Source organism: Sulfitobacter sp. HNIBRBA3233 (genome assembly GCF_040149665.1).
In the GTDB taxonomy this organism is placed as follows: domain Bacteria; phylum Pseudomonadota; class Alphaproteobacteria; order Rhodobacterales; family Rhodobacteraceae; genus Sulfitobacter; species Sulfitobacter marinivivus.
Window position 1 is genome coordinate 1,059,153 of the sequence record NZ_JBEFLP010000001.1, and the last position, 25,994, is coordinate 1,085,146.

Genomic DNA, 25,994 nt, shown 5'->3' on the forward strand with positions numbered 1-25,994 from the left:
CACATGGGTAAGGATGAGTGACATGATTGACGATGGCCGCGCGAAACGCAATGTCGTGGTGCTGGTTCTGGCGCAGGCCATCCTAGGCTCACAGATGCCGATGATCTTTCTCGTGGGCGGGCTGGCCGGACAATCGCTGGCCAGCAACGTCTGTTTTGCGACGCTCCCGATCTCGATGATCGTGCTGGGGTCGATGCTGTCGGCCACGCCGGTGTCGGCGATCATGCAGCGGTTCGGCCGCCGGGCCGGGTTCTTTCTGGGGGCAGCGGGCGGCGCCACCGGCGCGCTGGTGGCGGCCTACGGGCTCTATAACGCGTCCTTTCCCATATTCCTCGCCGGATCGTTCCTGACCGGTATCTATATGTCCGCGCAGGGTTTCTACCGCTTTGCCGCAGCAGATACCGCTTCGGACGAATACCGCGCCAAGGCGATTTCCTACGTCATGGCAGGCGGCCTTGCCTCCGCGATCATCGGTCCGCAGCTCGCTTCGGCCACATCGCTGAGCCTGTCGGCGGTGCCCTTCGTGGGCACCTATATCGCGGTGGCGGTGCTCAACGTGCTGGGCTCTATGCTGTTCTTGTTCATCGACATCCCCAAGCCGCCGGTGCCCTCGGTGGACGGACCGAAGGGCCGCAGCCGTCTTGAGCTGTTGCGCACGCCGCGCATCGCCGTGGCGGTGATCTGCGCCATGGTATCCTACGCGCTGATGAACCTTGTGATGACATCGACGCCGCTGGCCGTCGTGGGCTGCGGGATCGCCGGTGACACCAGCGTGCCCCCGTTTCTGGCCGATATGTTTTCGGGTGCCGAGACATCGGCCCTGTTCAAGATCATCGCGGGCTTCGTGGTCACCGGGCATGTGCTGGCGATGTTCGCGCCGTCCTTCTTTACCGGCCACCTCATCAACCGCTTCGGCGTCGAGCGCATCGTCGGCACGGGGATCATGATCCTCGGCGCTGCTGGGATTGTCGCCCTGCAGGGCGTCGCGCTGGGAAATTTCTTTGTCGCCCTCGTGCTGCTCGGCATCGGATGGAACTTCGGCTTTATCGGGGCCACGACGATGCTGGCGGGCGCCCATGCCCCGCACGAGAGGGGCCGGATGCAAGGTCTGAACGATCTGCTGGTCTTCGGCGGCGTGACCTTCGCCTCGCTCGCGTCGGGCGGGTTGATGAACTGCTCGGGCGGCTCGGCTGTCGAAGGATGGGCCGCGGTCAACTGGGCGATGGTGCCCTTCCTGCTGCTGGCGGGCGGATCGCTGGTCTGGCTTGCCCTGCGCGAGCGGCGCGTGACGGCCTGATCACCAGCGCCCCAGCGCGGCCCGCAGCGTAAGGCCCAGTCCCGCCTCGGGCAATGTGCCCTCGGCCACGTGCTCCGGCGCGCGGTCCGCCGCCCGAAGCGCCGGTTCCGACGCGGTCGCGGGCCACAGAGCGGGAACCGCGCCGCGCGGGATACCGCCCGCGCGCCGCGCGGATGCCAACGCATCAAGACCGCGCCGCGCCAGTGCCGCAACACCGCTTCGTGTTCCGTCGACCAGCGGCACACGCCCCTGCCGCTCAAGCTCGGGCACCGCGCGCAGGAACCCCGCGACCCCGCTGGCGTATCCTGCCCCGGCCACCGCGCTGCTGTCGGGGGCACCCAGCAATTCGGCGGCGACTTCCATCAATGTGGCGGCGGTCTGGGTCAGATAGCGGTCCAGATCCTGCGCATCCTCGAAAGGGTCGCGGTAGATATCCCAGCGACGCGCGGCGACCAGCGTATCGAGCCGGTTCGCCTGCGCGGGCTGCAACAGCGCCGCAAGCGGCGTCGCAACCTCGTGGCGCCGCACCGGACCGCCGCCGGCGATTTCCTCCAGCACGTCGCGCCACCATTGCAGGCGCATTTCCGCGATCATCGCCTCCTGCGTCACCCATGGCGCGCGCGACACCTCGACATTGAAGGCATAGAGCACGAAGAGCGCCTCGCGCGCGGCCATTGGCGCCATCATCGCGGTGCGGAAACGGGCCGGATCGCCGCGCTCCACCAGTGCCGCACAGGCTGCGATATCGCTGGTACCGCTCACGCGGGGCGTACCACGCTCAGCAGGTAACCGAATTCGTCACGGTGCGCGCGCCAGCAGGCCGCTTCCTCCTCGGCCTCGTCCAGTACCTTGGCCAGTGCGTCGTCTTTCGCGGCCGCATCGCGCAGCGCGGCGATCCGCGCATCGAGCGGGCCGAAATACCCCTCCCATGCGGCATCGGACAGCCAGCGCTGGTCCACGACCTCGTAGCCCGCTGCCGCGACATGCGCGTTGATGCCCGCGCGGTCGGTCATCGCGGCGTAGCCGTCCCAAACCGCCCGGGCGCGATCCGATCGCGTATCGCCCTTCCAGCAGACTTCGGAGAAGGCAACCACGCCCTGCGGCTTCAGCGCCGCGCGCCAGTTGCGCAAGGCCGTCTCGATACCGATGAAATAGACCGCCCCCGCACACCAGATCATGTCATGGCGGTTCTTGATGACGGTCATGTCCGCGCGCAGGGTGGTCACCCGCGGATCATCCGCCCAGCGCGCCCGCGCCGCGTCGACGAAATGCGGCGTCAGGTCCAGTGCGGTCACATGGCCCTCTGGGGCGGCCTGCAACAGCGCGGCCACATCGCCGCCGGGACCGCAGGCAGCATCGGCGATCTGCGCGTCGGCGGGCAGCTCTGCCACCTTGGCCGCCCATGCCACGTCCGAAGGCTCCCCCGGTCCTTCGCGGGGCAGGTCGCGGTGCAGGGTGAAAAACGCGGTCTGTCGCGGATCGTCGGTCATTCAATCGCCTTTCAAAGGGGGCGGCACGGCCTGCCCGGCCGTCCTGTCGCATTGGTCGCGGAACGTAGGGCCGCCGGGCGCGGTTGCCAGCCGCACGCAGGGGCACCAACGTCTCGTCGCGTCACGTGGCGCCATCGTGGATCAGTTTCCAGCGGATCGCGTCGAGAAGCGCCTCGAACGACGCGTCCACTATGTTGGCCGAGACCCCGACGGTAGACCACCGCTGCCCCTGCCCGTCCTCGCTGTCGATGATCACGCGGGTGACAGCCTCGGTTCCGCCCTGCGTGATGCGCACCTTGAAATCCACCAGACGCATGTCGCGCAGGCTGTCCGAATATTGCCCCAGATCCTTGACCAGCGCCTTCGCCAGCGCGTTCACCGGACCGCGGTCATTACCGGTCTCGTCCATGCTTTCCGACACGCTCAACCGCTTTTCGCCGTCCACCTTCACCACGACCACAGCTTCGGAGAGGCTGATCATCTGGTCGTACTTGTTCTTGCGCCGCTCCACGGTGACGCGGTAGCGCTTGACCTCGAAGAGCTCCGGCATCCGGCCCAGCACACTGCGCGCCAGCAGTTCGAAACTCGCCTGTGCGGTATCGTAGCTATAGCCTTCGGCCTCGCGCGCCTTCACCTCGTCGAGAATGGCTGCCAGCGCCGGATCCCCCGGTTCGACCGTCAGACCGGCACTGGCCAGACGGCGCCGCAGGTTCGACTGCCCGGCCTGGTTCGACATGGGAATAACCCGTGCGTTCCCGACAATGGCAGGGTCGATATGCTCGTATGTCGAGGGATCCTTGAGGATCGCACTGGCGTGCAGACCCGCCTTGTGGGCAAAGGCCGAAGAGCCGACGAAACCCGCCTGCTTCATCGGTACACGGTTCAGGATCTCGTCCAGCATCCTGCTGGTGCGTGTCAGGTCCTGAAGTGCCGCGGTCGTGATCCCCGTCTCATACCGACTTGCGTAGGGCTCTTTCAGGGCAAGGATCGGGATAAGCGCGGTCAGGTTGGCATTGCCGCACCGCTCGCCCAGCCCGTTCAGCGTGCCCTGGATCTGGCGCGCGCCCGCATCGACGGCGGCCAGCGAACAGGCGACGGCGTTCTCGGTATCGTTGTGGGTATGAATGCCCAGACGGTCGCCCGGAATGCCCGCGGCGATAACCTCGGAGACGATCCGCGTCACTTCGGCAGGAAGGGTGCCGCCGTTGGTGTCGCACAGCACGATCCAGCGCGCCCCGGCGTCAAAGGCCGCGCGAATGGCCTCCAGCGCGTAGTCGGGATTGGCCTTGTAGCCGTCGAAAAAATGTTCGGCATCGAAGAGCGCCTCGCGGCCTTGGGAGACCAGATAGGCTACCGTCCGCGCGATATTGTCGGTGTTTTCGGCCAGCGTGATGCCCAGCGCCTTCTCAACGTGGAAATCATGGGTCTTGCCCACGAGGCACACGCTTTTGGTGCGCGCATTCATCACCGCGGCGAGGACGTTGTCGTTTTCCGCCGACATGCCGTTGCGCTTGGTCATGCCAAAGGCCGTCATCCGCGCGCGCGTCTGCGGGGCCGCGTCGAAAAAGGCGCTGTCGGTGGGATTCGCGCCGGGCCAGCCCCCTTCGATGTAATCGACACCCAGCGCGTCCAGCGCCAGCGCGATCTGCTGCTTTTCCTCGGTGGAAAACTGCACACCCTGCGTTTGCTGCCCGTCGCGCAGGGTCGTGTCATAGAGCCAGAGCCGCTCTTTCATCGGACGCCCTCCTGCGGTGTCTGCGTCTTCGGGAGGGCGGGCGGGGCGATGTGCGCCCGCGCGCACGAGCGTCGCACGGTCTCGCGCATCACAAAGCCTCCAGCTTGCCCGCGTCGAACGCCGGCGTGGGGGTCAGAACGACGCCGTCACGGCTCATCTGCACTTCCACGCCCGCATCCATCAGCATCTTCTTGATCCGGTCCACATGGGTGAAATCCTTGGTCTCGATCGCGGTGACACGGGCATCGGACAGGAAGGCCTCGTAATCGGTCAGGTCAAATGCCTTCTGCGCGGCCCATTCGGGGATCAGCCCGCCCATCAACCCCAGCAGCTGCAGCCCTGCCCGCAGGGCAGCGGCGTCCCCCGCACCGGCCAACCTGTGCAGATGCGCGATGGCGCCAGCGGTGTTCAGATCGTCGCTCAGAAGCTCCATCAGCAGGTCGTCGGGCCTGCCTGCATCTTCGGTGATCGCCAGCGCGTACCACTTGCGCAGGGTCTTTTCCGCCTCGTCGCGCTTCTTCTCGGTCCAGTCCATCGGCTTGCGGTAATGGGTCGACAGCATGACAAAGCGGATGACCTCTCCCGGCACGCCCTGATCCAGCAGGTCACGCACGGTAAAGAAGTTGCCCAGCGATTTGGACATCTTGCGGCCCTCGACCTGCAACATCTCGTTGTGCACCCATATGCGCGCAAAACCGTGCCCGGGGTGGGCGCAGACCGATTGCGCGATCTCGTTCTCGTGGTGCGGAAACATCAGGTCGTTACCGCCGCCATGAATGTCGAAATCCCGCCCCAAAAGCGCGTCTGCCATGGCCGAGCATTCGATATGCCAGCCCGGCCGCCCCCGGCCCCACGGGCTGTCCCAGCCCGGCGTCTCCGCGTCCGACGGCTTCCACAGCACGAAATCCATCGGGTTGCGCTTGAACGGGGCTACCTCGACACGCGCACCGGCGATCATATCGTCCACCGACCGCCCCGACAGCTTGCCATAGTCGCGATAGCTTTCGACCGCGAACAGCACATGGCCCTCGGCCTCATAGGCGTGGCCCTTGGCTATCAGATCCTCGATCATCGCCACCATCTCGGCGATATAGGATGTCGCGCGTGGCATGTGATCGGGCTGCAACGCGCCGACCGCTGCCATATCCTCCAGAAACCACGCAACCGTCTCTTCGGTGATCTGGCCGATGTCGCGCCCGCTGTCGGCGGCACGGGCGTTGATCTTGTCGTCCACGTCCGTGAAGTTGCGCACGTAGGTTACGTGATCGTCCCCGTAGACATGCCGCAGGACCCTGTTGAGCACGTCGAACACGATGACCGGGCGTGCGTTGCCCAGGTGCGCCCGGTCATAGACCGTGGGTCCGCACACATACATCCGCACGTTCTGCGGATCGATGGGGGTCAGCACCTCGCGTTTGCGGGTCTTGGTGTTGTGCAGTTTTATCGTCGTCATGGAACAGTCCCTTCGGCGCGGTCTTGCGCGGGACATGGCACAGTTTCAGATGGAAGAAAACAACGTGAACTAGGCCCGCGAGAGAGGTCTCAGCAGCGAATAATGCAGCAGGTCGTAATGGCCAGAGTCGTCATGGGTGTCACGCCTACCCCAGCCCTTCGTTTCCCGTCAACCCTGATTGACAATCCGGTCGCCGTCTGCGCCCCTGCGCGCCAAACGAAGGACGGAGGCATTCATGCAGGTTTCAAAGCGTATCGACACCCTTTTGGGCGGCGGATCGGACGGCTGGGAGGTCTTCAACCGTGCCCGCCAGATGATCGCATCGGGGGAAGCGGTGACCGAGCTGACCATCGGCGAGCATGACATCCGCACCGCCGCGCCGATCCTTCAGGACATGCACCGCGCGGCGATGGCGGGCCATACCGGCTATGCCTCGGTGCCGGGCATCCCTGCCCTGCGCGATGCCATCGCGGCCCGTGTCACCGCCCGCACCGGCGTCGAGACGCGGCGCGAGAACGTGATGATCACGCCCGGCGGACAGGCGGGCCTTTTCGCCACCCATATGGCCGTGATCGATCCCGGTGATACCGCCCTCTATATCGATCCCTTCTATGCAACCTACCCCGGCACGCTGCGCGGCGCTTCCGCCCGGCCCGTGGCCATCCGCACCCGGGCCGAGGACGCGTTCGAGCCGCGTGCGGAAGACATCGCCGCCCACGCGGACGACGCCCGGTCGCTTCTGGTCAATTCCCCCAACAACCCGACCGGCGTGGTCTACAGCCGCGCCACGATGGAAGGGATCGCGCAGGTCTGCCACGACCACGACCTGTGGCTGATCTCGGACGAGGTTTACGACACACAGGTCTGGGAAGGCGCGCATCTGTCGCCGCGGGCGCTGCCCGGCATGGCCGAGCGCACGCTGGTTGTGGGATCGATGTCCAAAAGTCACGCGATGACCGGATCGCGCATCGGCTGGATCATCGGCCCCGAGAAGATCATCGGCGATCTGATCAACCTGGCCACGCACACGACCTATGGCGTGCCCGGCTACATCCAGGAGGCCGCACATTTCGCGCTCTCGCTCGGTCCCGATTTCGAGGCCGAGATCGCCGAGCCTTTCCGCCGCCGCCGCGCGCTGGCGCACCGCATTCTGGCGGAACAGAATGCCGTGGGTCTGATCCCCAGCGCCGGGGCGATGTATCTGATGCTGGATGTCCGCAGCACCGGGATGAGCGGCGAGGCTTTCGCCAATGCGCTGCTGGACGCGCACAGGATCGCGGTGATGCCCGGCGAAAGCTTCGGCGCGGCGGCGGCAGGCCATCTCAGGGTTGCCATGACGATCGAGGACGCAGCATTCGAGCGTGCCCTGCGCACCCTCTGCCAGTTCGCCAAGGACTGCGTCGACCGCGGCTGAGCCGCCCCCGCCCGCACCGCGCGCAAGAAAAAAGGCGCCCCATTTCGGGGGCGCCTTTCCTTTCCGTTACGTGGTCCGCTTAGAAGCGGTAGGACCCACGCAGGTTCAGCGTTGTCGCGTTGGCGTCAAGGCCCGACCCTTCGATGTCGTCGAAGCGGTGGCCCAGAAGCTCTGCACCGACGGTGAAGTCTTCGTTGACCTTGTAGGCCGCACCGACACCGACGAAGGCGCCTGTGTCATCACCGATCGACGTGCTGACGCGTGCCGCACCGGCTGTCGCATAGACCAGTGTGCTGCCCAGATCGTAACCGCCGCGCAGTTTCAGACGTGCCACATCGTCGGCTTGCGCGCCGCCGTCCAGATCGATGTCGAGCTTGTCGTATTCGACCTCTGCACCCAGCACATAGTTGCCGAAGTCATAGTCGTAGCCCATGTGGATACCGTAGGTGCCACCGTTGCCGTCGATACCGCCGTCACCGTTGATGTCGGCGTAACCGAGGTTCACACCACCGTAGAAACCGGTCCAGTCGCTGGCGGGAACCACGGGTGCGGGTGTTTCATAGACCGGCTGTTCGATCACGGGATCGGCCAGGTTGCCTGCAAATGCCGCGCCACCGAGCGCTGTGCTGGAAAGGGCGGCGATTGCTGTGATTTTTGTCATGCGTTTCATAGAGTTCTCCTTGGAACGTGCTCGTTACTCAAGGCAGTCGAACTGCCTTCACATGCCACTAACAACGCGCAGCGCGGGAAGTTCCAGCAAGATTGCCCAATCGTTAAAGACAGTGCGATTTCCCGCTGAAACCGGCCAGATGGTGGCTGATTGTTGCCTATTCGCGACAGTCCCCGACGGGGCGGGTTGTCGCAAACAGAACAGATTGCCGCAGAACCTGTGCCAGCATCGAGAAAAGGGAGATCGCAGGATGCAGCACGTGAACTGCACGGCCATATTGGTTGCACGCACGATCGGTGCAATGCGCGGGCGCGCGGCACGCGGCCGACCACTGGGATGGACTTCGATGCCGCCCCTTCCCGCCTGCTCCCTTCGAAAGACATAGCCATGAACGTCCAGACCCAAGCCCGCTCCGGTGGCCGCAACGCGCGCCGCGCGGCGCGTGCCGCCGCCCTGCCCGACCATCTGCGCCCCGTCCGTCCCGGCCTGAGCGGCGGGCAGTACAAACCGCTGACAGATGCAGATGTGCAGCGCATCCATACCGCGGCGCTCGACGCGCTGGAAACCATCGGCCTTGCCGACGCGCCGCCCTCCGGCGTGGCCTATCTGACCGGTGCGGGCGCAGTCGAGGGCGCGGACGGGCGCATCCGCTTTCCCCGCTCGGTCGTCGAGGACGCGCTGGCGCGCGCGAACCGCGATGTCACGCTGAACAGCCGCGACGGGCGCAACGATCTCGACCTCTCGGGCACGCGCGTCCACTACGGCACCGCTGGCGCCGCCGTGCATATGGTCGACGTCGACGGCCGCAGCTACCGCGACAGCACGGTGCAGGACCTGCACGATGCGGCGCGGATCGTCGACGTGCTGGACAACATCCATTTCTGCCAGCGCCCGATGGTCTGCCGCGATATTGCCGATAACTTCGAGATGGACCTCAATTCCGTCTATGCCTGCGTCACCGGCACCACCAAACATGTGGGCGTTTCCTTTACCGATCCGTCCTACGTGGGGCCCATCGTCGAAATGCTGCACATGATCGCGGGCGGCGAGGACGCGTGGCGCGCGCGCCCCTTCGTGTCGAATTCCAACTGCTTTGTCGTGCCGCCGATGAAATTCGCCACCGAAAGCTGTCTGGTGATGAAGGAATGTATCCGCCACGGCCTGCCGGTGCTGTTGCTCTCGGCGGGCATGGCCGGTGCCACCGCGCCCTCGACCATTGCGGGCGCCATCGTGCAGGCCGTTGCTGAATGCCTTGCCGGTCTTGTCTACGTCAACGCCATTGCGCCGGGCCATCCGGCGATCTTCGGCACATGGCCTTTCGGGCTGGACCTGCGCACCGGTGCGATGACCGGCGGGTCCGGCGAACAGGCGCTGCTGTCGGCGGGATGCGCGCAGATGCACGCCTTTTACGGCTTGCCCGGCGGTGCCGCGGGGGGCATCGCGGACAGCAAGCTGCCTGATATGCAGGCCGGGTGGGAGCAGATGTGCTCGAACGTGATGGCGGGCCTTTCGGGGCTCAACATGGTGTACGAGGCGGCGGGGATGCATGCCTCTCTGCTGGGGTTCTGCCACGAAAGCCTGATCCTCGGAGACGATCTGATCGGTCAGGCGCTGCGCTGCGTGCGCGGGATCGAGGTGACGGACGAAACCCTCGCGCTGGACCAGATCGCGCAGGTCTGCATGGGTGGGCCGGGACACTACCTCGGCACCGCGCAGACGCTGGGCCGGATGCAATCGGATCATTGCTATCCCGCGACCGGAAACCGGATGTCGCCGAAGGAATGGGTGGAAAAGGACCGGCCCGACCTCATCGCGACAGCGACCGCGCGCAAGGAGGAAATCCTGTCGAAACGCTCTGCCGCCGCACTTGACCCGCGTCTGGACCGCGCCCTTAGGGAGCGTTTCCGGATCCATTTGCCGATCTGAAACGATCCAGTTGCCCGCCGCGCGCCTTTGGCGACGTCATGCGCGTGACAGAAAAAGGGGGGACCGAAGTCCCCCCATTAAGTCTCGCCACCAGGGCTCGATTTGTTAACCGCTCGATGTTTTTTTGCCTGCGGCCCTGGCTGCGTCAGGGGCGAGCGCACCCGCCCCATGTAAAGGTGGGAAGGAACAAAGTACCGTTCCCACCCTATCTGCGTGTGCCACCCCCTTGCCGGGGGTGGCAAGGCATCAGCTGCACCCGCTCGTGCCGCCGCAGGTGTTGCACTTCATGCAGGTCCCGTTGCGCACCAGTGTGAAGTTGCCGCACTCGCCGCAGGCCTCGCCTTCGTAGCCCTGCATCTTGGCCTTGGTGCGCGCGTCCATCGACACGGCCCCCGAAGCCACTGTCGTGCTCGGCTGCATCACCGCCACGTCGCCGGCGACTTCCGCCGCTGCCGAACTGACCGCCTGCGCGATGGCCGACTGGCCCCCCTGCAACACGGTGAAGTTCTGCGGCACGCGGTTGCGCAGGTAACCGGGCGAAGTGATCTGCTTGAGCACTTCGAGCGATTTTGCCGCCGCGCTTTCGCTCAGTTCGGAGACGTTGGCCACGCCCTCGTCCTCGCCCCGGCCCAGATCGTCAAAGGTCGCCCCTTGCGGCTGGACATGCGCCAGATCGGTCCGGTCCAGATAGCTGACCGCCAGTTCGCGGAAGATATAGTCGAGGATCGATGTCGCGTTCTTGATGCTGTCGTTGCCCTGCACCATGCCCGCCGGTTCGAACTTGGTGAAGGTGAAGGCGTCGACGAACTCTTCCAGCGGCACGCCGTACTGAAGACCGACGGAGACCGCGATGGCGAAGTTGTTCATCATCGCCCGGAACCCGGCCCCTTCTTTGTGCATGTCGATGAAGATCTCGCCAAGCGAGCCGTCCTTGTACTCGCCCGTGCGCAGATAGACCTTGTGCCCGCCGACGATCGCCTTCTGGGTATAGCCCTTGCGGCGTTCCGGCATCTTCTCGCGGTGGGATTTGACGATTTCCTTGACGATCACCTTCTCGACGATCTTTTCGGCCAGCACCGCGGCCTTTTCCTGGATCGAGCCGCTCTCCAGCGTTTCCGCCGCCTCGTCGTCGTCCTCGACCAGCGCCGCCGCCAGAGGCTGCGACAGTTTCGATCCGTCACGGTAGAGCGCGTTGGCCTTCACCCCCAGCGACCAGCTGAGTTCATAGGCCTTCTGGCAATCCTCGATGGTGGCATCGTTGGGCATGTTGATGGTTTTCGAGATCGCCCCCGAGATGAAGGACTGTGCAGCGGCCATCATGGAGATGTGGCTGTTCACGCTCAGGAACCGCTTGCCCTTCTTGCCGCAGGGGTTGGCGCAGTCGAAAATGCCGTAGTGTTCGGCCTTGAGGTGCGGCGCCCCTTCCAGCGTCATGGTCCCGCAGACGTGATCGTTTGCCGCTTCGATATCCTTGCGCGAGAAGCCCAGCGATTTCAGCAGATCGAATGTCGGATCGTTCAGCTTTTCGGTGGGGATGCCCAGCACCTGCGTGCAGAACTCTTCGCCCAGCGTCCACTGGTTGAATACGAACCGGATGTCGAAGGCGGACCCGAGTGCTGCCTCGACCTTCTCGAGCTCGTTGGGTCCGAAACCGTGGCCCATCAGCGAGGTGTGGTTGATCCCCGGCGCGTTGCCGATGGTGCCGTGCCCGACGGCGTAACCGACGATTTCCTCGATCTGGGCCGAGCCGTAGCCCAGCTTTTCCAGTGCCGCCGGCACCGACTGATTGATGATCTTGAAATAGCCGCCACCGGCAAGCTTCTTGAACTTCACCAGCGCGAAATCGGGCTCGATCCCCGTGGTGTCGCAATCCATGACCAGACCGATGGTGCCGGTGGGCGCGATGACCGACACCTGCGCGTTGCGGTAGCCGTGCGCCTCGCCCAGCGTCAGCGCCTCGTCCCATGTGGACATCGCCACATCGACCAGACCCGGCTGCGGGCAGTTCGCGTGATCGAGCGGCACGGGCTTCACGCTCAGCTTCTCGTAGCCTGTCGCCTCGCCATAGGCCGCGTTGCGGTGGTTGCGGATGACACGCAGCATATGCGCGGCATTCTTGGCATAGCCCGGGAATGCGCCCAGCTCCGCCGCCATCTCGGCGGAGGTCGCGTAGGACACGCCGGTCATGATCGCGGTCAGCGCCCCGCAGAGCGCGCGGCCCTCGTCGCTGTCATAGGAATACCCCATGTTCATCAGCAGGCCGCCGATGTTGGCATAGCCCAGACCCAGCGTGCGGAAATCGAACGACCGCTGCGCGATTTCCTTCGACGGGAACTGCGCCATCATCACCGAGATTTCCAGCGTGACGGTCCACAGCCGGCTGGCGTGCATGTAATCCTCGACCTGGAACTCCCCGTCCTTGAGGAACGTGAGCAGGTTCATCGAGGCAAGGTTACAGGCCGTATCGTCGAGGAACATGTATTCCGAACACGGGTTCGAGCCACGGATCGCGCCGTCCTCGGGGCAAGTGTGCCAGTCGTTGACCGTGTCGTGGTACTGGATGCCGGGGTCGGCGCAGGCCCATGCGGCGTGACCGACCTGATCCCACAGGTCGCGGGCGCGGATGGTCTTGGACACCTTGCCAGTGGTGCGGTCCAGCAGTTCCCAGTCGGCGTCTTTCTCGACCGCCGTCAGGAAGGCGTTGGTCACGCGGATCGAGTTGTTGGAGTTCTGGCCCGAAACGGAGTTGTAGGCTTCGGAATCCCAGTCTGTGTCGTAGGTGGGGAATTCGATGCTGGTGTGGCCCTGCTTGGCGTAATCCAGCACGCGCTTGACGTAAGTTTCTGGGATCGCGACCTTCTTGGCTTCGCGGATGGCGTTTTTCAGCGCCTCGTTCTTCGCCGGATCATAGGCGTCCGCCTCCAGACCGTCCCAGGCGGCAATCGCCTTGAAGATCAGGTTCAGCTTCTGCTCGTGCATTTTCGAGCCGGCGACGATGGACGCAACCTTCTGCTCTTCGAGCACCTTCCAGTTGATGAAATCCTCGATGTCGGGATGGTCTGCATCGACGATCACCATCTTCGCCGCGCGGCGGGTGGTGCCGCCCGATTTGATGGCGCCGGCTGCACGATCGCCGATCTTCAGAAAACCCATCAAACCGGACGATTTGCCGCCGCCCGACAGCTTCTCGCCCTCTCCACGGAGAGACGAAAAATTGGTGCCCGTGCCCGAGCCGTATTTGAACAGGCGCGCCTCGCGCACCCACAGGTCCATGATGCCGCCGTCACCGACCAGATCGTCCGCCACGGACTGGATGAAGCAGGCGTGCGGCTGCGGGTGCTCGTAGGAGGATTTCGACCGTGTCAGCTTGCCGGTCTTGTAGTCGACGTAATAGTGGCCCTGCGCGGGTCCATCGATGCCGTAGGCCCAGTGCAGGCCGGTGTTGAACCACTGCGGGCTGTTGGGCGCCGCGCGCTGGGTCGCCAGCATGTAGCGCATCTCGTCGTAGTAGGTGCGTGCGTCCTCTTCGGTGGTGAAATAGCCACCCTTCCAGCCCCAGTAGGCCCATGCCCCGGCCAGACGGTCGAAAACCTGCTTGGACGATGTTTCGCCGCCCATCTCGGCGCCCTCATCGGGAACCGAGCGCCACAGGAACTCGGGCACGCCTTTTTCCTTCACGCGCTTGAGCTTGGACGGAACACCGGCCTTGCGGAAATACTTCTGCGCGATGACGTCGGAGGCCACCTGGCTCCAGCTTCTCGGGACTTCGACATTGTCGAGCTTGAAGACTGTGGATCCGTCAGGATTGCGGATTTCCGACACGGTCGACACGAAGTCGAGCGCCGCATATGCATCCTGGCCTTCGGTGGTGAATTTACGTTCAATCTTCATCGCGCTGCCCCATATCCAGCTTTTACCTTGTGGCGCGGATCGCTCCGCCACCGCTCTCTGCGCTGCTGACAAAAACACCGGCGCACCGCCGATCGACAACGCACCGTTGCCGTCCGAAGGGCTGATCCACCTAGGTTGTGATCGTTCGCCTGTCCCTGTCAGATGGCCCGCCTATTGAGCGTTTTACCACTACATATTGTGGCGTCACCATCAGCCATCACAAACTGGCGTATCAGGACATAGTGGGTCAACGGATTTATTCGCAAATTATTCATAAATTTTCAGTTGACGTGACGCCTGCGTAATCCCGCGCCACTGGCGCTGTGATTGATCCACAGCGGTTAATCTTTTGCCGCTGCCCCGCTCGCCCAGCCGCGGGGACAAAAAACAAAGGCATTAGGCCCGTTTAACAAAGCAGCTTTTGCCGGGGCGCAAAGTTGCCCCCGTGATATCCCCAGAGTTGCCCTCAGAATCGCCCGGCCGTTTCGCGGCCCCTCCGGCCCGGCGGCGGCTTGCGGAATTTGTTGCAGCGCTGCCGCAGTCGCGGCCCATCCCGTCAGATCTTGCGCGGCATTGCCGCGATCCCGGTCTGAACCACCAGATCTTGTGTCTCGCGGCGAATAGAATCGCATCGGGTTGACCACCGCACCCGGAACGCAAAAGGCCCCACCAGTGACGGTGGGGCCTTTTAGCGGGATCCAAGGATCCGGATGGTCGGGGCGGCAGGATTCGAACCTACGACCCCCTGTACCCAAAACAGGTGCGCTACCAGACTGCGCCACGCCCCGACTGCCGCATTCTCTAGCGAAGCGTCGCGGGATTGAAAAGCGGAAATCTGCGGCTGCGCGGGATTTTTCGACCGGCCTAGTCCGCCGTGTCGCACGACCACGGTTCTTGCTCGCTGACAAAGGCCGGATGGCGCAGCACGTCGCCCTCTTCGATGCCCAGACGCCGCGCAAGCCCGCCGTTGATTTCAAGCACACCGCGCAACAGCATCGGTCCCGGAGAGATCACGCTTTCGTCCAGCGGCTGCGCGCGGTGGTGAATGTGCCGGATCACCCCCGCGTCATCCAGAAACAGCATATCGAGGGGAATCAGCGTGTTGCGCATCCAGAAGCTCATCTGTTGCGGACGGTCGTAAACGAACAACATCCCCTGGCTCAGCGGCATGCTTTCGACGTGCATGAGCCCCTGCGCGCGCGTGCTTTCGGTATCTGCGATATCGACGTTGAACGCGGCCTTGCCAAAGCTGCCGGTGATCGTAACCCGCCCCGTCGGACAGCTCTGGGCCAGCGCGCCGCGCGCCACAAGCGGCGCGGACAGCACCCCTAGGACAAATGCGCGTCTGCCGAGATTACCGTTTCCCATGCCTGCACCTCCGCTGCCATCCGGCCTCTTTTACCGTCGATAACGCGCATCGCGATCGCCTCGCCCGGTTGCAGATCGGACAGGCCGGACTGCCGCAGCACGTCAATATGTACAAAGACATCCTCGCTCCGGCCAAAAACATTGGCAAACCCGAAGCCCTTGGATTTGTCGAACCACTTTACACGCGCCGCTTCAAGCGGCGTCTTCGCGATCTCTTCGCCGTTCAGGCCGATGATATCCGCCAGCGCCGATTGCGTGCCTTCCGGCGGGGTGATCGACACGACCTCCGCCGCCTGCACGCCGCGGTCTGTCTTGTGCGCCATCAGCGTCACACGCGACCCGTCCGCGACCGAACTTTGCCCGAAATTGCGCAGCACATTGACGTGCAGCAGGATGTCCGGCCCGCCTTCGTCGGAGACGACGAATCCGAAGCCTTTGACCGGATCAAACCATTTGACCGACCCCACGACCCTGAAAGGTCCGACCTGCTGTTCGTCCATATGTCCCATGGTGTATACCGTATATCAAAAAGGCGTTCGAAAGCAAAAAACACGGACGCGCCGAAATTGGCGGGGCCGGCGTGGATGGCGCGACTACGGATTCAGCCTGGTGATTTCCCAATCGGAATTGATCGTACTGCGCCGCCACTGGAAACGGTTGTGCAGCCGCGCCTCCCCGTCCGCCCAGAATTCCAGCTCCAGAGGCTCCAGCCGGAACCCTCCCCAGTAGGGCGGCCGGGGCGGATTATCGCCGTGTTCGGCTTTCGCCTGCTCCAGCGCCGCTTCGAGCGCTTCGCGATTCTCCAGCGGGCGCGACTGGCGCGAGGCCCATGCCCCCAGCCTGCTTTTGGGCGACCGGGAGGCGAAATAGGCGTCAGCCTTTGCGCCGTCCTCGCGGGTGATGAGCCCGCGCGCGCGCACCTGGCGGCGCAGGGATTTCCAGTGGATCACGAACGCAGCCTTGCCCGCGAAATCCAGTTCCCGCGCCTTGGCGCTTTCATAGTTGGTATAAAAGACAAACGCGTTGTCCTCGATCCCCTTGAGCAGGACGACGCGCGCATTGGGCATTCCCGTCTCGTCGACAGTGGCCAGCGCCATGGCGTTCGGATCGTTCAGCTCTTGTGGATCGGCCTCGGACAGCCAGTCACGCACCAGCGCGAAAGGGTCCTCCCCTGCGAAAATTCCGTCCCGGTCTGCCATTGGTTCCCCGCCACCTGTCAGTACGCTACTTCCTGATTCCTATGGAAAATTCCAAGGCAGAGCAACACTGCAATATTTTAGGGCCCTGATACACGCAAGGCGTGTGGCAAGCGGCGCCCGGACAGCGGCCCCTGTCTTGATGCCCTGCGGCCTTTGGCATAGACCTGTCGTAACACTGTTCTGCGAAAGGCGCGTCCCATGTCCAACAACCTTATGACCGGCAAGCGGGGGCTCATCATGGGATTGGCCAACGACAAGTCCATCGCCTGGGGCATCGCGCGCCAGCTGGCCGAGGCCGGTGCCGATCTGGCCTTTTCCTACCAGGGCGATGCGCTGAAGAAACGGGTCGATCCTCTGGCGAAACAGCTCGGCTCGGACATCGTCCTGCCCTGCGACGTCAGCGACGAAGCCTCGATCGACGGGCTTTTCGACGGGCTCAAGGAACATTGGGACTCGCTGGATTTCATCGTCCACGCCATCGGCTTTTCCGACAAAAGCGAATTGCGTGGCCGTTACGTCGATACCAGCCGCGCCAATTTCGCGATGTCGATGGACATCTCGGTCTATTCCTTCACCGCCGTCGTGCAGCGGGCGGAAAAGATGATGACCGAAGGCGGCTCCTGCCTGACGCTCACCTACTACGGCGCGGAGAAGGTGATGCCGCACTATAATGTCATGGGCGTGGCCAAGGCCGCCCTCGAGGCATCGGTACAGTATCTCGCCGAAGATCTGGGCAAGAAGGGCATCCGCGTGAACGCGATTTCCGCCGGCCCGATAAAGACGCTCGCCGCCTCGGGCATCGGTGATTTCCGCTACATCATGAAGTGGAACGAATATAACTCGCCCCTGCGCCGCAACGTGACCATCGACGAGGTCGGCAAATCCGCGCTCTACCTGCTCAGCGATCTCGGCTCGGGCACGACGGGCGAGAATCTGCATGTCGACGCGGGCTACCACGTTGTCGGGATGAAGGCGGTGGACGCCCCGGACATCGAGAAATGATGCCCCGCCGCTGCCCGGCGGGCCACGCACCGGTCGCGGCGTTGCCAAAGCGGGCCAGACCATGACGATTTCCCACCTGCTGGCCTTCAACGCGGTGCTGATCGTGTCGATCCTCAGCCCCGGCGCGGCCTTTCTGACGGCGGTGCGGGCGTCGGTCTCCTACGGGCGCCGCGCGGGGATCGCAACCGGCCTCGGCCTCGGGACGATGGCAAGCCTCTGGACGCTGGCCGCGCTTCTGGGAATGGACGCGATCTTTGCCCTGTTTCCCTGGGCCTTCGCCCTGCTCAAGACGGGCGGCGCGCTGTATCTGATCTGGCTGGCCTACAAGACCTGGCGCGGGGCGGCGTCGCTGCCTTCCGCCACCGGCAGGCCGACCCGCCGCGCCTTCGTGGACGGCTTTCTGGTCAATCTGGGCAATCCCAAGTCGGTTCTCTTCGCGGCCGCCGTGCTGGTCGTGGTTTTCCCGCCCGACCTGACCGCGGGCGAGATCGCGTTTATCACGCTCAATCACCTGACCCTCGAAATCCTCTTCTATACCGGTTGCGCCGTGCTGCTGAATGCCCCCGCCGCGCGCAGTCGCTATCTTGCGGTCAAGCCGCTGCTCGACCGGCTCTCGGCCCTGCTGCTGGGGGCGCTCGGCCTCAAACTTCTGCTTCAAAGGTAACGTCCCGATGTCCGACAAAGTCAAAGATCCCTCCCGCCTGCCGCACGAGAAAGGGTTCCACATCAGCTGGGACCAGATCCACCGTGACAGCCGCGCGCTCGCGTGGCGTCTGGATGGACAGGGGCCCGATGACGGCGGCTGGCGCGCGGTGGTGGCCATCACCCGTGGCGGCATGGCCCCCGCGATGATTGTCGCCCGCGAGCTCGATATCCGCACCGTGGACACGATTTCCGTGAAATCCTACGACCATCAGGACCAGTCCGCGGCCCAGGTGCTCAAGGCGCCCGACGAGGCGCTGATGGGCGACGGCACCGGTATTCTGGTCGTCGACGATCTCGTCGACAGCGGCAAGACGCTGGAACTGGTGCGCAGCCTATACCCCAAAGCCCATTTCGCCACCGTCTACGCCAAGCCCAAGGGCCGCCCGCAAGTCGAAACCTTCATCACCGAAGTCAGCCAGGACACATGGATTTTCTTCCCCTGGGATATGGCCCTGCAATACGTCGAACCCTACCGCGGCAAGGACTGATGGCACACCGCCCTCTCTCCATTTTGCCTTTAAACTCAATCCTGCCCTCTGTGCATCCGGATCGCCCAACATGACCACACCCCGCACCGCAACCACCTTCGCACCGCCGGTGATGGAGGCACGCCGCTGGCTCGACGGTGTGACCTTCCGCGCCGACCGCCCGCTGATCAACGTCAGCCAGGCCGCCCCCGTCGATCCGCCCCACCCGCAGATGCGCGCGGCGATGTCGGCGGCGGTACTGGAAGACGACGACATCCATCTCTACGGGCCGGTGCTGGGTCTGCCCGCCTTGCGCCAGACCCTCGCACAGCGCACCACGGCGATCTACGGCGGCGCGGTCGCGCCCGATCAGGTCGCGATCACCTCGGGCTGCAACCAGGCCTTCGCGGCGGCCATTGCATCGCTCTGCGCCGAGGGAGACGAGGTGATCCTGCCCACACCTTGGTATTTCAATCACAAGATGTGGCTCGATATGGCGGGTGTGCAGGCCGTGCCGCTGGCCTGCGACGACAGCATGCTGCCCAACGTGGAGGCCTGCGCCGCGCTGATCAGCGACCGCACCCGCGCCATCGCACTGGTCACACCCAACAACCCCACAGGACAGGAATACCCCGCTCCCCTGATGGAGGCCTTCTTCGACCTCGCGCAGAGCCGTGGCATCGCGCTGATCGTCGACGAGACATACCGCGATTTCCACCTTCAAAGCGGCGCGCCACACGCGCTCTTCACCCGCGCGGATTGGGACGACACGCTGATCCATCTCTATTCCTTCTCGAAAGCCTACCGGCTGACCGGTCACCGCGTGGGCGCGCTGATCACCTCCGCCGCGCGGCTGGCCGAAGTAGAAAAGTTCCTCGATACAGTCGCCATCTGCCCCAGCCAGCTCGGGCAGCACGCAGCCCTCTGGGGCATGCGCAACCTCGACCAGTGGCTCGCGGGCGAACGCGAGGAGATCCTCTTGCGCCGTGCCGCCATCGCCGAACACTTCCCCCCCTTCGCCGCCGACGGCTGGACGCTGCTGGGTCTTGGCGGGTATTTCGCCTACCTGCGGCATCCCTTCGCGCTCTCCAGCGCCGATCTGGCGCCCCTGCTGGTGCGCGAGGCGGGCATTCTGTGCCTGCCGGGAACCATGTTCCATCCCGACGGTGCGGCCGCCGGCGAAACCGAGCTGCGCATCGCCTTCGCCAATCTCGACGCCACCGGCATCGGCGAGATGTTCGCGCGGCTCGCCAAGCTGGATCTGCCCCGCCGCTAGGCCGCCCTTGCCCCTTGCGGGGCGGTCGCATAGACAGTCGCAAACAGCACGAAAAGGGCGCGTGACATGGCCAAGCGATCGAGCATTTCGAAAACCGCGATGTGGATTCTGATGGGGCTTTTGTTCCTCGGTCTGGGCGGCTTTGGCGCCGTCAACCTGAGCGGCAACATCCGCACCATCGGCACCGTCGGGGACAAGTCGATTGCCGTGGATACTTACGCGCGCGAGTTGCAGCAGGAATTGCGCGCCATCGGCCAGCAGACCGGTGAGGCGATGACATTCCAGCAGGCCCAGCAACTGGGCCTCGACCGCGCGGTACTGGTGCGGCTGATGCGCGACCGCGCGCTCGACCACGAGGCGGACCAGATCGGCCTGTCCATCGGGGATGCGGCGCTGCGCGAACGCATCGTGTCGATCCCCGCCTTTCAGGGGCTGGACGGCACCTTCGATCGCGATGCCTATGCCGACACGCTCAACCGCGTGGGCCTTGGCGAGGCCGAATTCGAAACCGACCTGCGCAACGAAGCCGCCCGCCAGATCCTTCAGGGCGCGGTGACAAGCGGCGTGGAGATGCCCGCCGCCTACGCCGAAACCCTTGTGGCCTACGTCGGAGAGACCCGTGATTTCACTTGGGTCCGTCTGGACGAGACCATGCTGGAAGAGCCTGTCGAGGACCCCGAGACAGAGGCCTTGCGCGCCTATTTCGACGCCAACACCGGTGATTTCACCCTGCCCGCCACAAAGCGGATCACCTATGCCATGCTCTCGCCCGCCGACATCATCGACACCGTCGAGTTGCCGGAAGAAGAACTGCGTGCCGAATACGCGGCCCGCGAAGCCCAGTACAACCAGCCCGAGCGGCGGCTGGTCGAGCGTCTGGTCTTTGCCAATCAGGAGGCCGCCGACCGCGCCGCGGCAGCGCTGGAAGTCAACGGCAGCACCTTCGAGGCGCTGGTCGAGGAGCGCGGCCTGTCGTTGCAGGACATCGATCTGGGCGATGTAGCCCGCAGTGATCTGGGTGCCGCCGCCGACGCGGTCTTCAGCGCCGAGGCGGGCAGCGTGGTCGGCCCCGCGCCCACACCGCTCGGCCCCGCGCTGTTTCGTGTGAACGCCGTGCTGCCCGCGCAGGAAATCACCTTCGAGGAAGCAGAGCCGGAATTGCGCGACGCCCTTGCCACCGACCGCGCGATCCGCGTGGTCGAGGCGATGGCCGAGGACTTCGACGACCGCCTTGCGGGGGGCGCGACCCTCGAACAGCTGGGCGAGAATACCGAGATGACGGTCCGACAAATCGACTGGACCGAAGAGACCAGCGACGACATTGCCGCCTACGAAGGTTTCCGCGCGGCGGCCCGTGACCTCGCCGAGGGCGATTTCCCGCAGATCCGCCAGCTTGCGGATGGCAGCGTCTTCGCGATGCGTCTCGACGAATCCCTGCCCGAGCGCCCCGCCACTTTCGAGGAAGTGCGCGAGGAGGTCACGCAGGCATGGCGCAACGAGCGCATCGTCACCCGCCTGACCGCCCGCGCCGAAGAAATCGCAGCGGCGCTGGCGAACGGCACATCGCTGGCCGAACAGGGGCTGAACCCGCAGACCGTGACCGACCAGGACCGCAGCGCCTTTATCACCGGCACGCCGACCGGCTTCATGAACGAGGTCTTCGAAATGGATCTGGATGAGACCCGCGTTCTTCCGGGTGCACAATCCGTGGCGCTGGTGCGCCTCGATGCCGTCAATCCCGCCTCCGAGAACGCGCAGGCACAGGCGCTGGCCGACCAGCTGCGCGAACAGCAGAACGAGGCGCTGTCGCGCGCCCTGTTCAGTGTCTACGCGCAGGATGTTCTCAACCGCGCGGGACAGGCCATCGACCAGCGTGCGATCAACGCCGTGCATGTGAATTTCCAGTAACATGGCGCTGACACCCGACTTCCCCGCCTTCGAAGCCGCCTATGCCGCCGGTCGGCATCAGGTGGTCTTTACCCGCCTCGCCGCCGATCTCGACACGCCGGTGTCGCTGATGCTCAAGCTGGGGGGTGCGGCCGAAAACGCCTTCATGCTCGAATCCGTCACCGGCGGAGAGGTGCGCGGGCGCTATTCGATCATCGGGATGAAGCCAGACCTGATCTGGCGCTGCCGTGGCGAAACCTCCGAGGTCAACCGCGCCGCCCGCTACGATCCCGATGCGTTCACGCCGATGCAGGGCAATCCGCTCGACTCGCTGCGCGCGCTGATCGACGAAAGCCGCATCGAGTTGCCCGAGGGTCTGCCGCAGGCGGCGGCGGGTCTGTTCGGCTATCTCGGCTACGACATGATCCGGCTGGTAGAACGCCTGCCGGACGTCAACCCCGATCCGCTGGGCCTTCCGGATGCGATGATGCTGCGCCCGTCGGTGATTGCCGTGCTGGACGGGGTGAAGGGCGAAGTGACCGTCGTGTCCCCCGCATGGGTGACCGAAGGCCAGAGCGCGCGCGCCGCCTACGCGCAGGCGGCCGAGCGCGTCATGGATGCGGTGCGTGATCTCGAACGCGCGCCGGCCAGTGCCACCCGCGATCTGGGCGATGCGGCGCCCGCCCCCGAACCGGTGAGCAACTTCACCCGCGACGGATACAAGGCCGCCGTCGAGAAAGCCCGCGACTACATCAAGGCGGGCGATATCTTTCAGGTGGTGCCAAGCCAGCGGTGGGCGCAGGAATTCCGCCAGCCGCCCTTCGCGCTCTACCGGTCGCTTCGCCGCACGAATCCCTCGCCGTTCATGTTCTATTTCAACTTCGGCGGCTTCCACATCGTGGGCGCGAGCCCCGAAATCCTCGTCCGGGTCTTCGGGCAGGAAATCACCATCCGGCCCATTGCGGGCACCCGCCCCCGGGGCGCCACGCCGGAAGAGGATCGCGCGCTCGAAGCCGACCTGATGGCGGACGAAAAGGAACTGGCCGAGCACCTTATGCTGTTCGATCTGGGCCGCAACGATGTGGGCCGTGTCGCCAAGATCGGCACTGTGCGCCCGACCGAGGAATTCATCGTCGAGCGCTACAGCCACGTGATGCATATCGTGTCGAACGTTGTGGGCGAGTTGGCCGAGGACAAGGACGCGCTCGATGCCTTCTTTGCGGGGATGCCCGCAGGCACCGTTTCGGGCGCGCCGAAAGTCCGCGCCATGCAGATCATCGACGAGCTGGAACCCGAAAAGCGCGGTATCTACGGTGGCGGTGTCGGCTATTTCAGCGCGGGCGGCGACATGGATATGTGCATCGCCCTGCGGACCGCCGTAATCAAGGACGAAACGCTTTATATTCAGGCCGGTGGCGGCGTCGTATACGACAGCGACCCCGAAGCCGAGTATATGGAAACCGTCCATAAATCCGGCGCGATACGCCGCGCCGCCGAAGACGCAGCACGCTTCGGCGGGGGCGGCAGTAACCGCTAGAAGCGGTTCAGCGGTATCTTGAGATAGCGGTTCCCGTCGCCTTCGGCGTCGGGAAGACGGCCCGCGCGAAGGTTAATCTGCAACACTTCCAGCATACGGTCCGGCAGGGTCAGCGTCGCATCGCGGCTCTCGCGCAGCGCGATATAGCTGTCGCGATCGGTGCCTCCGCCCAGATGGATGTTGTGGCGCCGCTGCTCGGCGACCGTGGAGTCCCACTGCGGCATCTTGCGGTATTCGGTGCCGTAATCGTGGCCGATGAACAGCCGCGTATGCTCCGGCAGCGCGAGGATCGACTGGAGCGATTGCCACAGATCGCTGGCCGATCCGCCGGGGAAGTCCGCGCGCGATGTGCCCGCATCCGGCTGCATGAAGGTATCGTGCACGAATGCCGCATCCTTGCCCACCACATAGGTGATCGACCCCAGTGTGTGCCCCGGCGACAGCATCACCCGCACGTCCAGAGATCCTATGCGAAACCTGTCCCCGTCCTCGAACAGGCGATCGAAATCGCGGTCGGGGTCGAAACTGTCCGGCAGGTTGTAAAGGTCGCGCCACAGCTCGGCGATGTCACGCACCCGCGCGCCGATGGCATTGGGCACGCCAAGCCTCTCGCGCAGGAAGGATGACGCCATAAGGTGATCCGCATGGGGGTGGGTGTCGAGGATCCATTCAATCTCGACCCCTTCGCTTTCGGCGAAACGCAGGATCGCTTCGGCACTGGTGCTGTCGGTCGAGGCCGATTGCGGATGAAAGCTCAGCACCGTGTCGATCAGCGCGCCCTTGCGCGTCTGTGGATCGACGGCAAGGTACTGGATGCTGCCGGTCGGTGCGTCGTAAAAGCCCGTGATTTCAGCGGAACCGGCCCCCGCAGAAGGGCTCGTGCGCGAGAGGAACATGGTGTTTCCTTACATATTTCATCTTGGCACTATAATGCAGACGCTTGGCATCAGTTCCCACCCCGTTTCGCGGGTGTACACCACAGTGCGGGCCGGCCCGAAACCCCAAGAGGCCCCGCAGCCGGTTTACAACTGGTCGAGCAGAACCGCCGATACCGGTGCGAGCGCCACGCTGCTTGCGCGGTCCGCAAGGCCCCAGACCAGCAGCGCCTTTACGGTCTCGGGGCGCAAACGGCCCAGCATGATGACCGCGCCCTCCTGCCCCGCCTTGAACGCGGCCTGATCGAGGAACCGCCGGATCACCCGCGCGTCCTGACCGTTGCTGTCGAAATCGCGGAACACGGGTGCGGCCGGAACGCCCTCCTTGACCGCGAGCTTTGGCATGCTGTCGAGCCCCTTGCTCTGCGCGACCAGTCCCAGACCCTCGCTCTTGAGGATCTGCGTCACCTGATCGGCGGTTTCGCGGCTGGCTTGCAGCCCCTCGCCGGTCCCGTCCAGAACGCCGACGACTTCTGTCAGACCGCCAAGGGCGACGCCCAGCGATACCTCGGCGTCCGCAGGCCGCGCGCCGGTGGGCAAATCGACCATGGCAAGCACCTCGAAGCCTTCCGCACGGTAGCGCGCCATCCGCTCTGCCGCATCGGGCAGATTGGCCGCAACCGCGAAGCTGACGGGATAGGGAAAGCTCGACAGTGCCGGAAGCCCGATTTCACCACCGGCAAGGTCCACACCCTCGTCAATCAGGACAATGCTCATCAACGGTTTGTCCTGCGGATTCTCGAAGGGTGCGGCGAACCGCCGGATCGGCGGAAGCTCCGCGCCCTCGTCCGCGGATTCGGTCATGTCGATGGTTTCGATGTCGGTGGTTTGCGGGGCGGGATTGATCAATGTGTTTGCCGGTGTCCCGATGCGCGGCCGCGAGTTGGCGGTTTGCGCCACACCCTGTGTGCCCGGCACGGCCAGAACGCGCGGGCGATCGGACTGTGCGGTCCGTCTGTCCGCCGGCAATGCCTCATCGCTTTCGGTCTGGGCCGGTTCATCCGTTCCGGTGGTGCCGGTGTCTGGCACAGCGGCGGGCGCCGGATCAGGCGCCGCTGGCGCAGGCTCCACCACGACAAAGCTCTCCCCGTCTTCCGGCACAACCGTAGGCAGCGGGGCCGCCGCCGTGGTGTCGACGCCTGGGTCGGCGGTGTCATCGGGGATCATCGGGGCCAGCGCCTGCGGGTTCGGCAATACGGGCTCGTCCTCTTCGGCAACCGGGGCCACGGTCGGCGGCACTGGCGCCGCATCCCCAAGATCGGCCACCGGACCGGTTTCCGGCAGCGAGGGACGATCCGGAATATCGGGTGTTGCATCCGCGACTGTCGTATCTGTCGGGCGCGCGGGCGCCTCGGTGGCGCGGGACACGGTTTCATCCGCTGGCGGGACGGTGACCGGCGCGGGGGCCGGTGCCTGCGCGCTCTCGGTCCGGGGCGGCTCGGAAGTTACGGCGGGCGGCTGCGCAGCTGCGGCGGGCGCTTCTGGCGCGACCTCCTCGGCAGGGGCGCGCAGGGTTACCTGCGGCTGCGTCGAGGTCGCCACGCTGCCGCCTTGCGGCACGACGGTGACGGACGGTGCGGGCAACGGCTCCGGCGCGGGGGCGACACCATCGACAAGCGCGGTCTCGGGCGCGCGCGCCGGCTGGACCGGAACCAGAACGGAGATCGCAACTGCCGCTCCGACGCTGAATACCGCGCCCAATCCGATACCGCTCAACACGCCTCGCGCCATGGTCTGCTCCT

The 25,994-nt window shown here is 64.8% G+C and carries 20 protein-coding genes and 1 tRNA gene; 9 read left to right on the forward strand and 12 right to left on the reverse strand.

Annotated features, from left to right (window positions below; genetic code table 11):
- Positions 1-22 precede the first annotated feature (22 nt).
- Entirely contained in the window at positions 23-1,297 is a 1,275-nt protein-coding gene (locus ABMC89_RS05095) for an MFS transporter (RefSeq protein WP_439655637.1), read from the forward strand.
- Here ABMC89_RS05095 and ABMC89_RS05100 read toward each other — a convergent pair whose 3' ends face one another.
- From ABMC89_RS05100 to cysS, 4 genes are all read right to left on the reverse strand, one after another.
- Entirely contained in the window at positions 1,298-2,059 is a 762-nt protein-coding gene (locus tag ABMC89_RS05100) for a phytoene/squalene synthase family protein (protein WP_349565852.1), read from the reverse strand.
- On the reverse strand, positions 2,056-2,787 hold the full coding sequence (locus tag ABMC89_RS05105; protein ID WP_349565854.1) for a class I SAM-dependent methyltransferase: 732 nt from the start codon (positions 2,785-2,787) through the stop codon (positions 2,056-2,058). The genes ABMC89_RS05100 and ABMC89_RS05105 overlap by 4 nt, the downstream gene beginning before the upstream one ends.
- 121 nt (positions 2,788-2,908) lie before the next feature.
- The gene (cimA, locus tag ABMC89_RS05110; RefSeq protein WP_349565856.1) at positions 2,909-4,522 is read right to left on the reverse strand and encodes a citramalate synthase; all 1,614 of its coding nucleotides are present in this window, start codon (positions 4,520-4,522) and stop codon (positions 2,909-2,911) included.
- Between the two features lie 88 nt (positions 4,523-4,610).
- The gene (cysS, locus tag ABMC89_RS05115) at positions 4,611-5,975 is read right to left on the reverse strand and encodes a cysteine--tRNA ligase (RefSeq protein ID WP_349565859.1); all 1,365 of its coding nucleotides are present in this window, start codon (positions 5,973-5,975) and stop codon (positions 4,611-4,613) included.
- Positions 5,976-6,210: 235 nt separating this feature from the next.
- Here cysS and ABMC89_RS05120 point away from each other — a divergent pair, with 235 nt between their 5' ends.
- Positions 6,211-7,389 carry a pyridoxal phosphate-dependent aminotransferase gene (locus tag ABMC89_RS05120; protein WP_349565861.1) on the forward strand — a complete coding sequence of 393 codons (1,179 nt, stop codon included), beginning with the start codon at positions 6,211-6,213 and terminating at the stop codon, positions 7,387-7,389.
- 79 nt (positions 7,390-7,468) lie between these two features.
- On the opposite strand, the gene ABMC89_RS05125 is transcribed toward ABMC89_RS05120, so the two are convergent.
- Positions 7,469-8,059, reverse strand: coding sequence for an outer membrane protein (locus tag ABMC89_RS05125; protein ID WP_349565863.1), 591 nt, complete (start codon positions 8,057-8,059; stop codon positions 7,469-7,471).
- A gap of 387 nt (positions 8,060-8,446) precedes the next feature.
- On the opposite strand from ABMC89_RS05125, the gene ABMC89_RS05130 reads away from it, so the two are divergent.
- Positions 8,447-9,985, forward strand: a complete 1,539-nt coding sequence (locus tag ABMC89_RS05130; RefSeq protein WP_349565866.1) for a trimethylamine methyltransferase family protein — start codon at positions 8,447-8,449, stop codon at positions 9,983-9,985.
- Between the two features lie 246 nt (positions 9,986-10,231).
- On the opposite strand, the gene ABMC89_RS05135 is transcribed toward ABMC89_RS05130, so the two are convergent.
- From ABMC89_RS05135 to pdxH, 5 genes are all read right to left on the reverse strand, one after another.
- Positions 10,232-13,876, reverse strand: a complete 3,645-nt coding sequence (locus ABMC89_RS05135) for a vitamin B12-dependent ribonucleotide reductase (RefSeq protein ID WP_349565868.1) — start codon at positions 13,874-13,876, stop codon at positions 10,232-10,234.
- Between the two features lie 711 nt (positions 13,877-14,587).
- Positions 14,588-14,664: transfer RNA gene (locus tag ABMC89_RS05140), tRNA-Pro, on the reverse strand.
- A 76-nt stretch (positions 14,665-14,740) separates the two neighbouring features.
- Positions 14,741-15,244: a DUF192 domain-containing protein gene (locus ABMC89_RS05145; protein ID WP_349565870.1), complete on the reverse strand. Its 504-nt coding sequence runs from the start codon at positions 15,242-15,244 to the stop codon at positions 14,741-14,743.
- Positions 15,205-15,744: a cold-shock protein gene (locus ABMC89_RS05150; RefSeq protein WP_439655655.1), complete on the reverse strand. Its 540-nt coding sequence runs from the start codon at positions 15,742-15,744 to the stop codon at positions 15,205-15,207. Before ABMC89_RS05150 ends, ABMC89_RS05145 begins: the two co-directional genes overlap by 40 nt.
- 93 nt (positions 15,745-15,837) lie before the next feature.
- The gene (gene pdxH / locus ABMC89_RS05155) at positions 15,838-16,443 is read right to left on the reverse strand and encodes a pyridoxamine 5'-phosphate oxidase (RefSeq protein WP_349565874.1); all 606 of its coding nucleotides are present in this window, start codon (positions 16,441-16,443) and stop codon (positions 15,838-15,840) included.
- A gap of 198 nt (positions 16,444-16,641) precedes the next feature.
- Between pdxH and fabI the strand changes: the two genes are divergently transcribed.
- The 6 genes from fabI to trpE all read left to right on the forward strand — a co-directional run bounded on the left by fabI (position 16,642) and on the right by trpE (position 23,317).
- The gene (fabI, locus tag ABMC89_RS05160; protein WP_349565877.1) at positions 16,642-17,445 is read left to right on the forward strand and encodes an enoyl-ACP reductase FabI; all 804 of its coding nucleotides are present in this window, start codon (positions 16,642-16,644) and stop codon (positions 17,443-17,445) included.
- A gap of 61 nt (positions 17,446-17,506) precedes the next feature.
- Positions 17,507-18,109, forward strand: a complete 603-nt coding sequence (locus ABMC89_RS05165; RefSeq protein WP_349565879.1) for a LysE family translocator — start codon at positions 17,507-17,509, stop codon at positions 18,107-18,109.
- 7 nt (positions 18,110-18,116) lie between these two features.
- Entirely contained in the window at positions 18,117-18,638 is a 522-nt protein-coding gene (gene gpt, locus ABMC89_RS05170) for a xanthine phosphoribosyltransferase (RefSeq protein WP_349565881.1), read from the forward strand.
- A 70-nt stretch (positions 18,639-18,708) separates the two neighbouring features.
- Complete coding sequence (locus tag ABMC89_RS05175) at positions 18,709-19,893, forward strand: aminotransferase (protein WP_349565883.1); 1,185 nt, start codon at positions 18,709-18,711, stop codon at positions 19,891-19,893.
- Positions 19,894-19,959: 66 nt separating this feature from the next.
- On the forward strand, positions 19,960-21,801 hold the full coding sequence (locus ABMC89_RS05180; RefSeq protein ID WP_349565885.1) for a peptidyl-prolyl cis-trans isomerase: 1,842 nt from the start codon (positions 19,960-19,962) through the stop codon (positions 21,799-21,801).
- A 1-nt stretch (position 21,802) separates the two neighbouring features.
- Complete coding sequence (trpE, locus tag ABMC89_RS05185) at positions 21,803-23,317, forward strand: anthranilate synthase component I (protein WP_349565887.1); 1,515 nt, start codon at positions 21,803-21,805, stop codon at positions 23,315-23,317.
- Here the strand turns inward: trpE and ABMC89_RS05190 are convergent.
- Positions 23,314-24,213 (reverse strand): MBL fold metallo-hydrolase, encoded by a 900-nt coding sequence (locus ABMC89_RS05190; protein ID WP_349565889.1) that lies wholly within the window; start codon positions 24,211-24,213, stop codon positions 23,314-23,316. The two genes, trpE and ABMC89_RS05190, sit on opposite strands and share 4 nt — an antisense overlap.
- 126 nt (positions 24,214-24,339) lie before the next feature.
- Positions 24,340-25,983, reverse strand: coding sequence for a divergent polysaccharide deacetylase family protein (locus tag ABMC89_RS05195; protein WP_349565891.1), 1,644 nt, complete (start codon positions 25,981-25,983; stop codon positions 24,340-24,342).
- Positions 25,984-25,994: the final 11 nt, after the last annotated feature.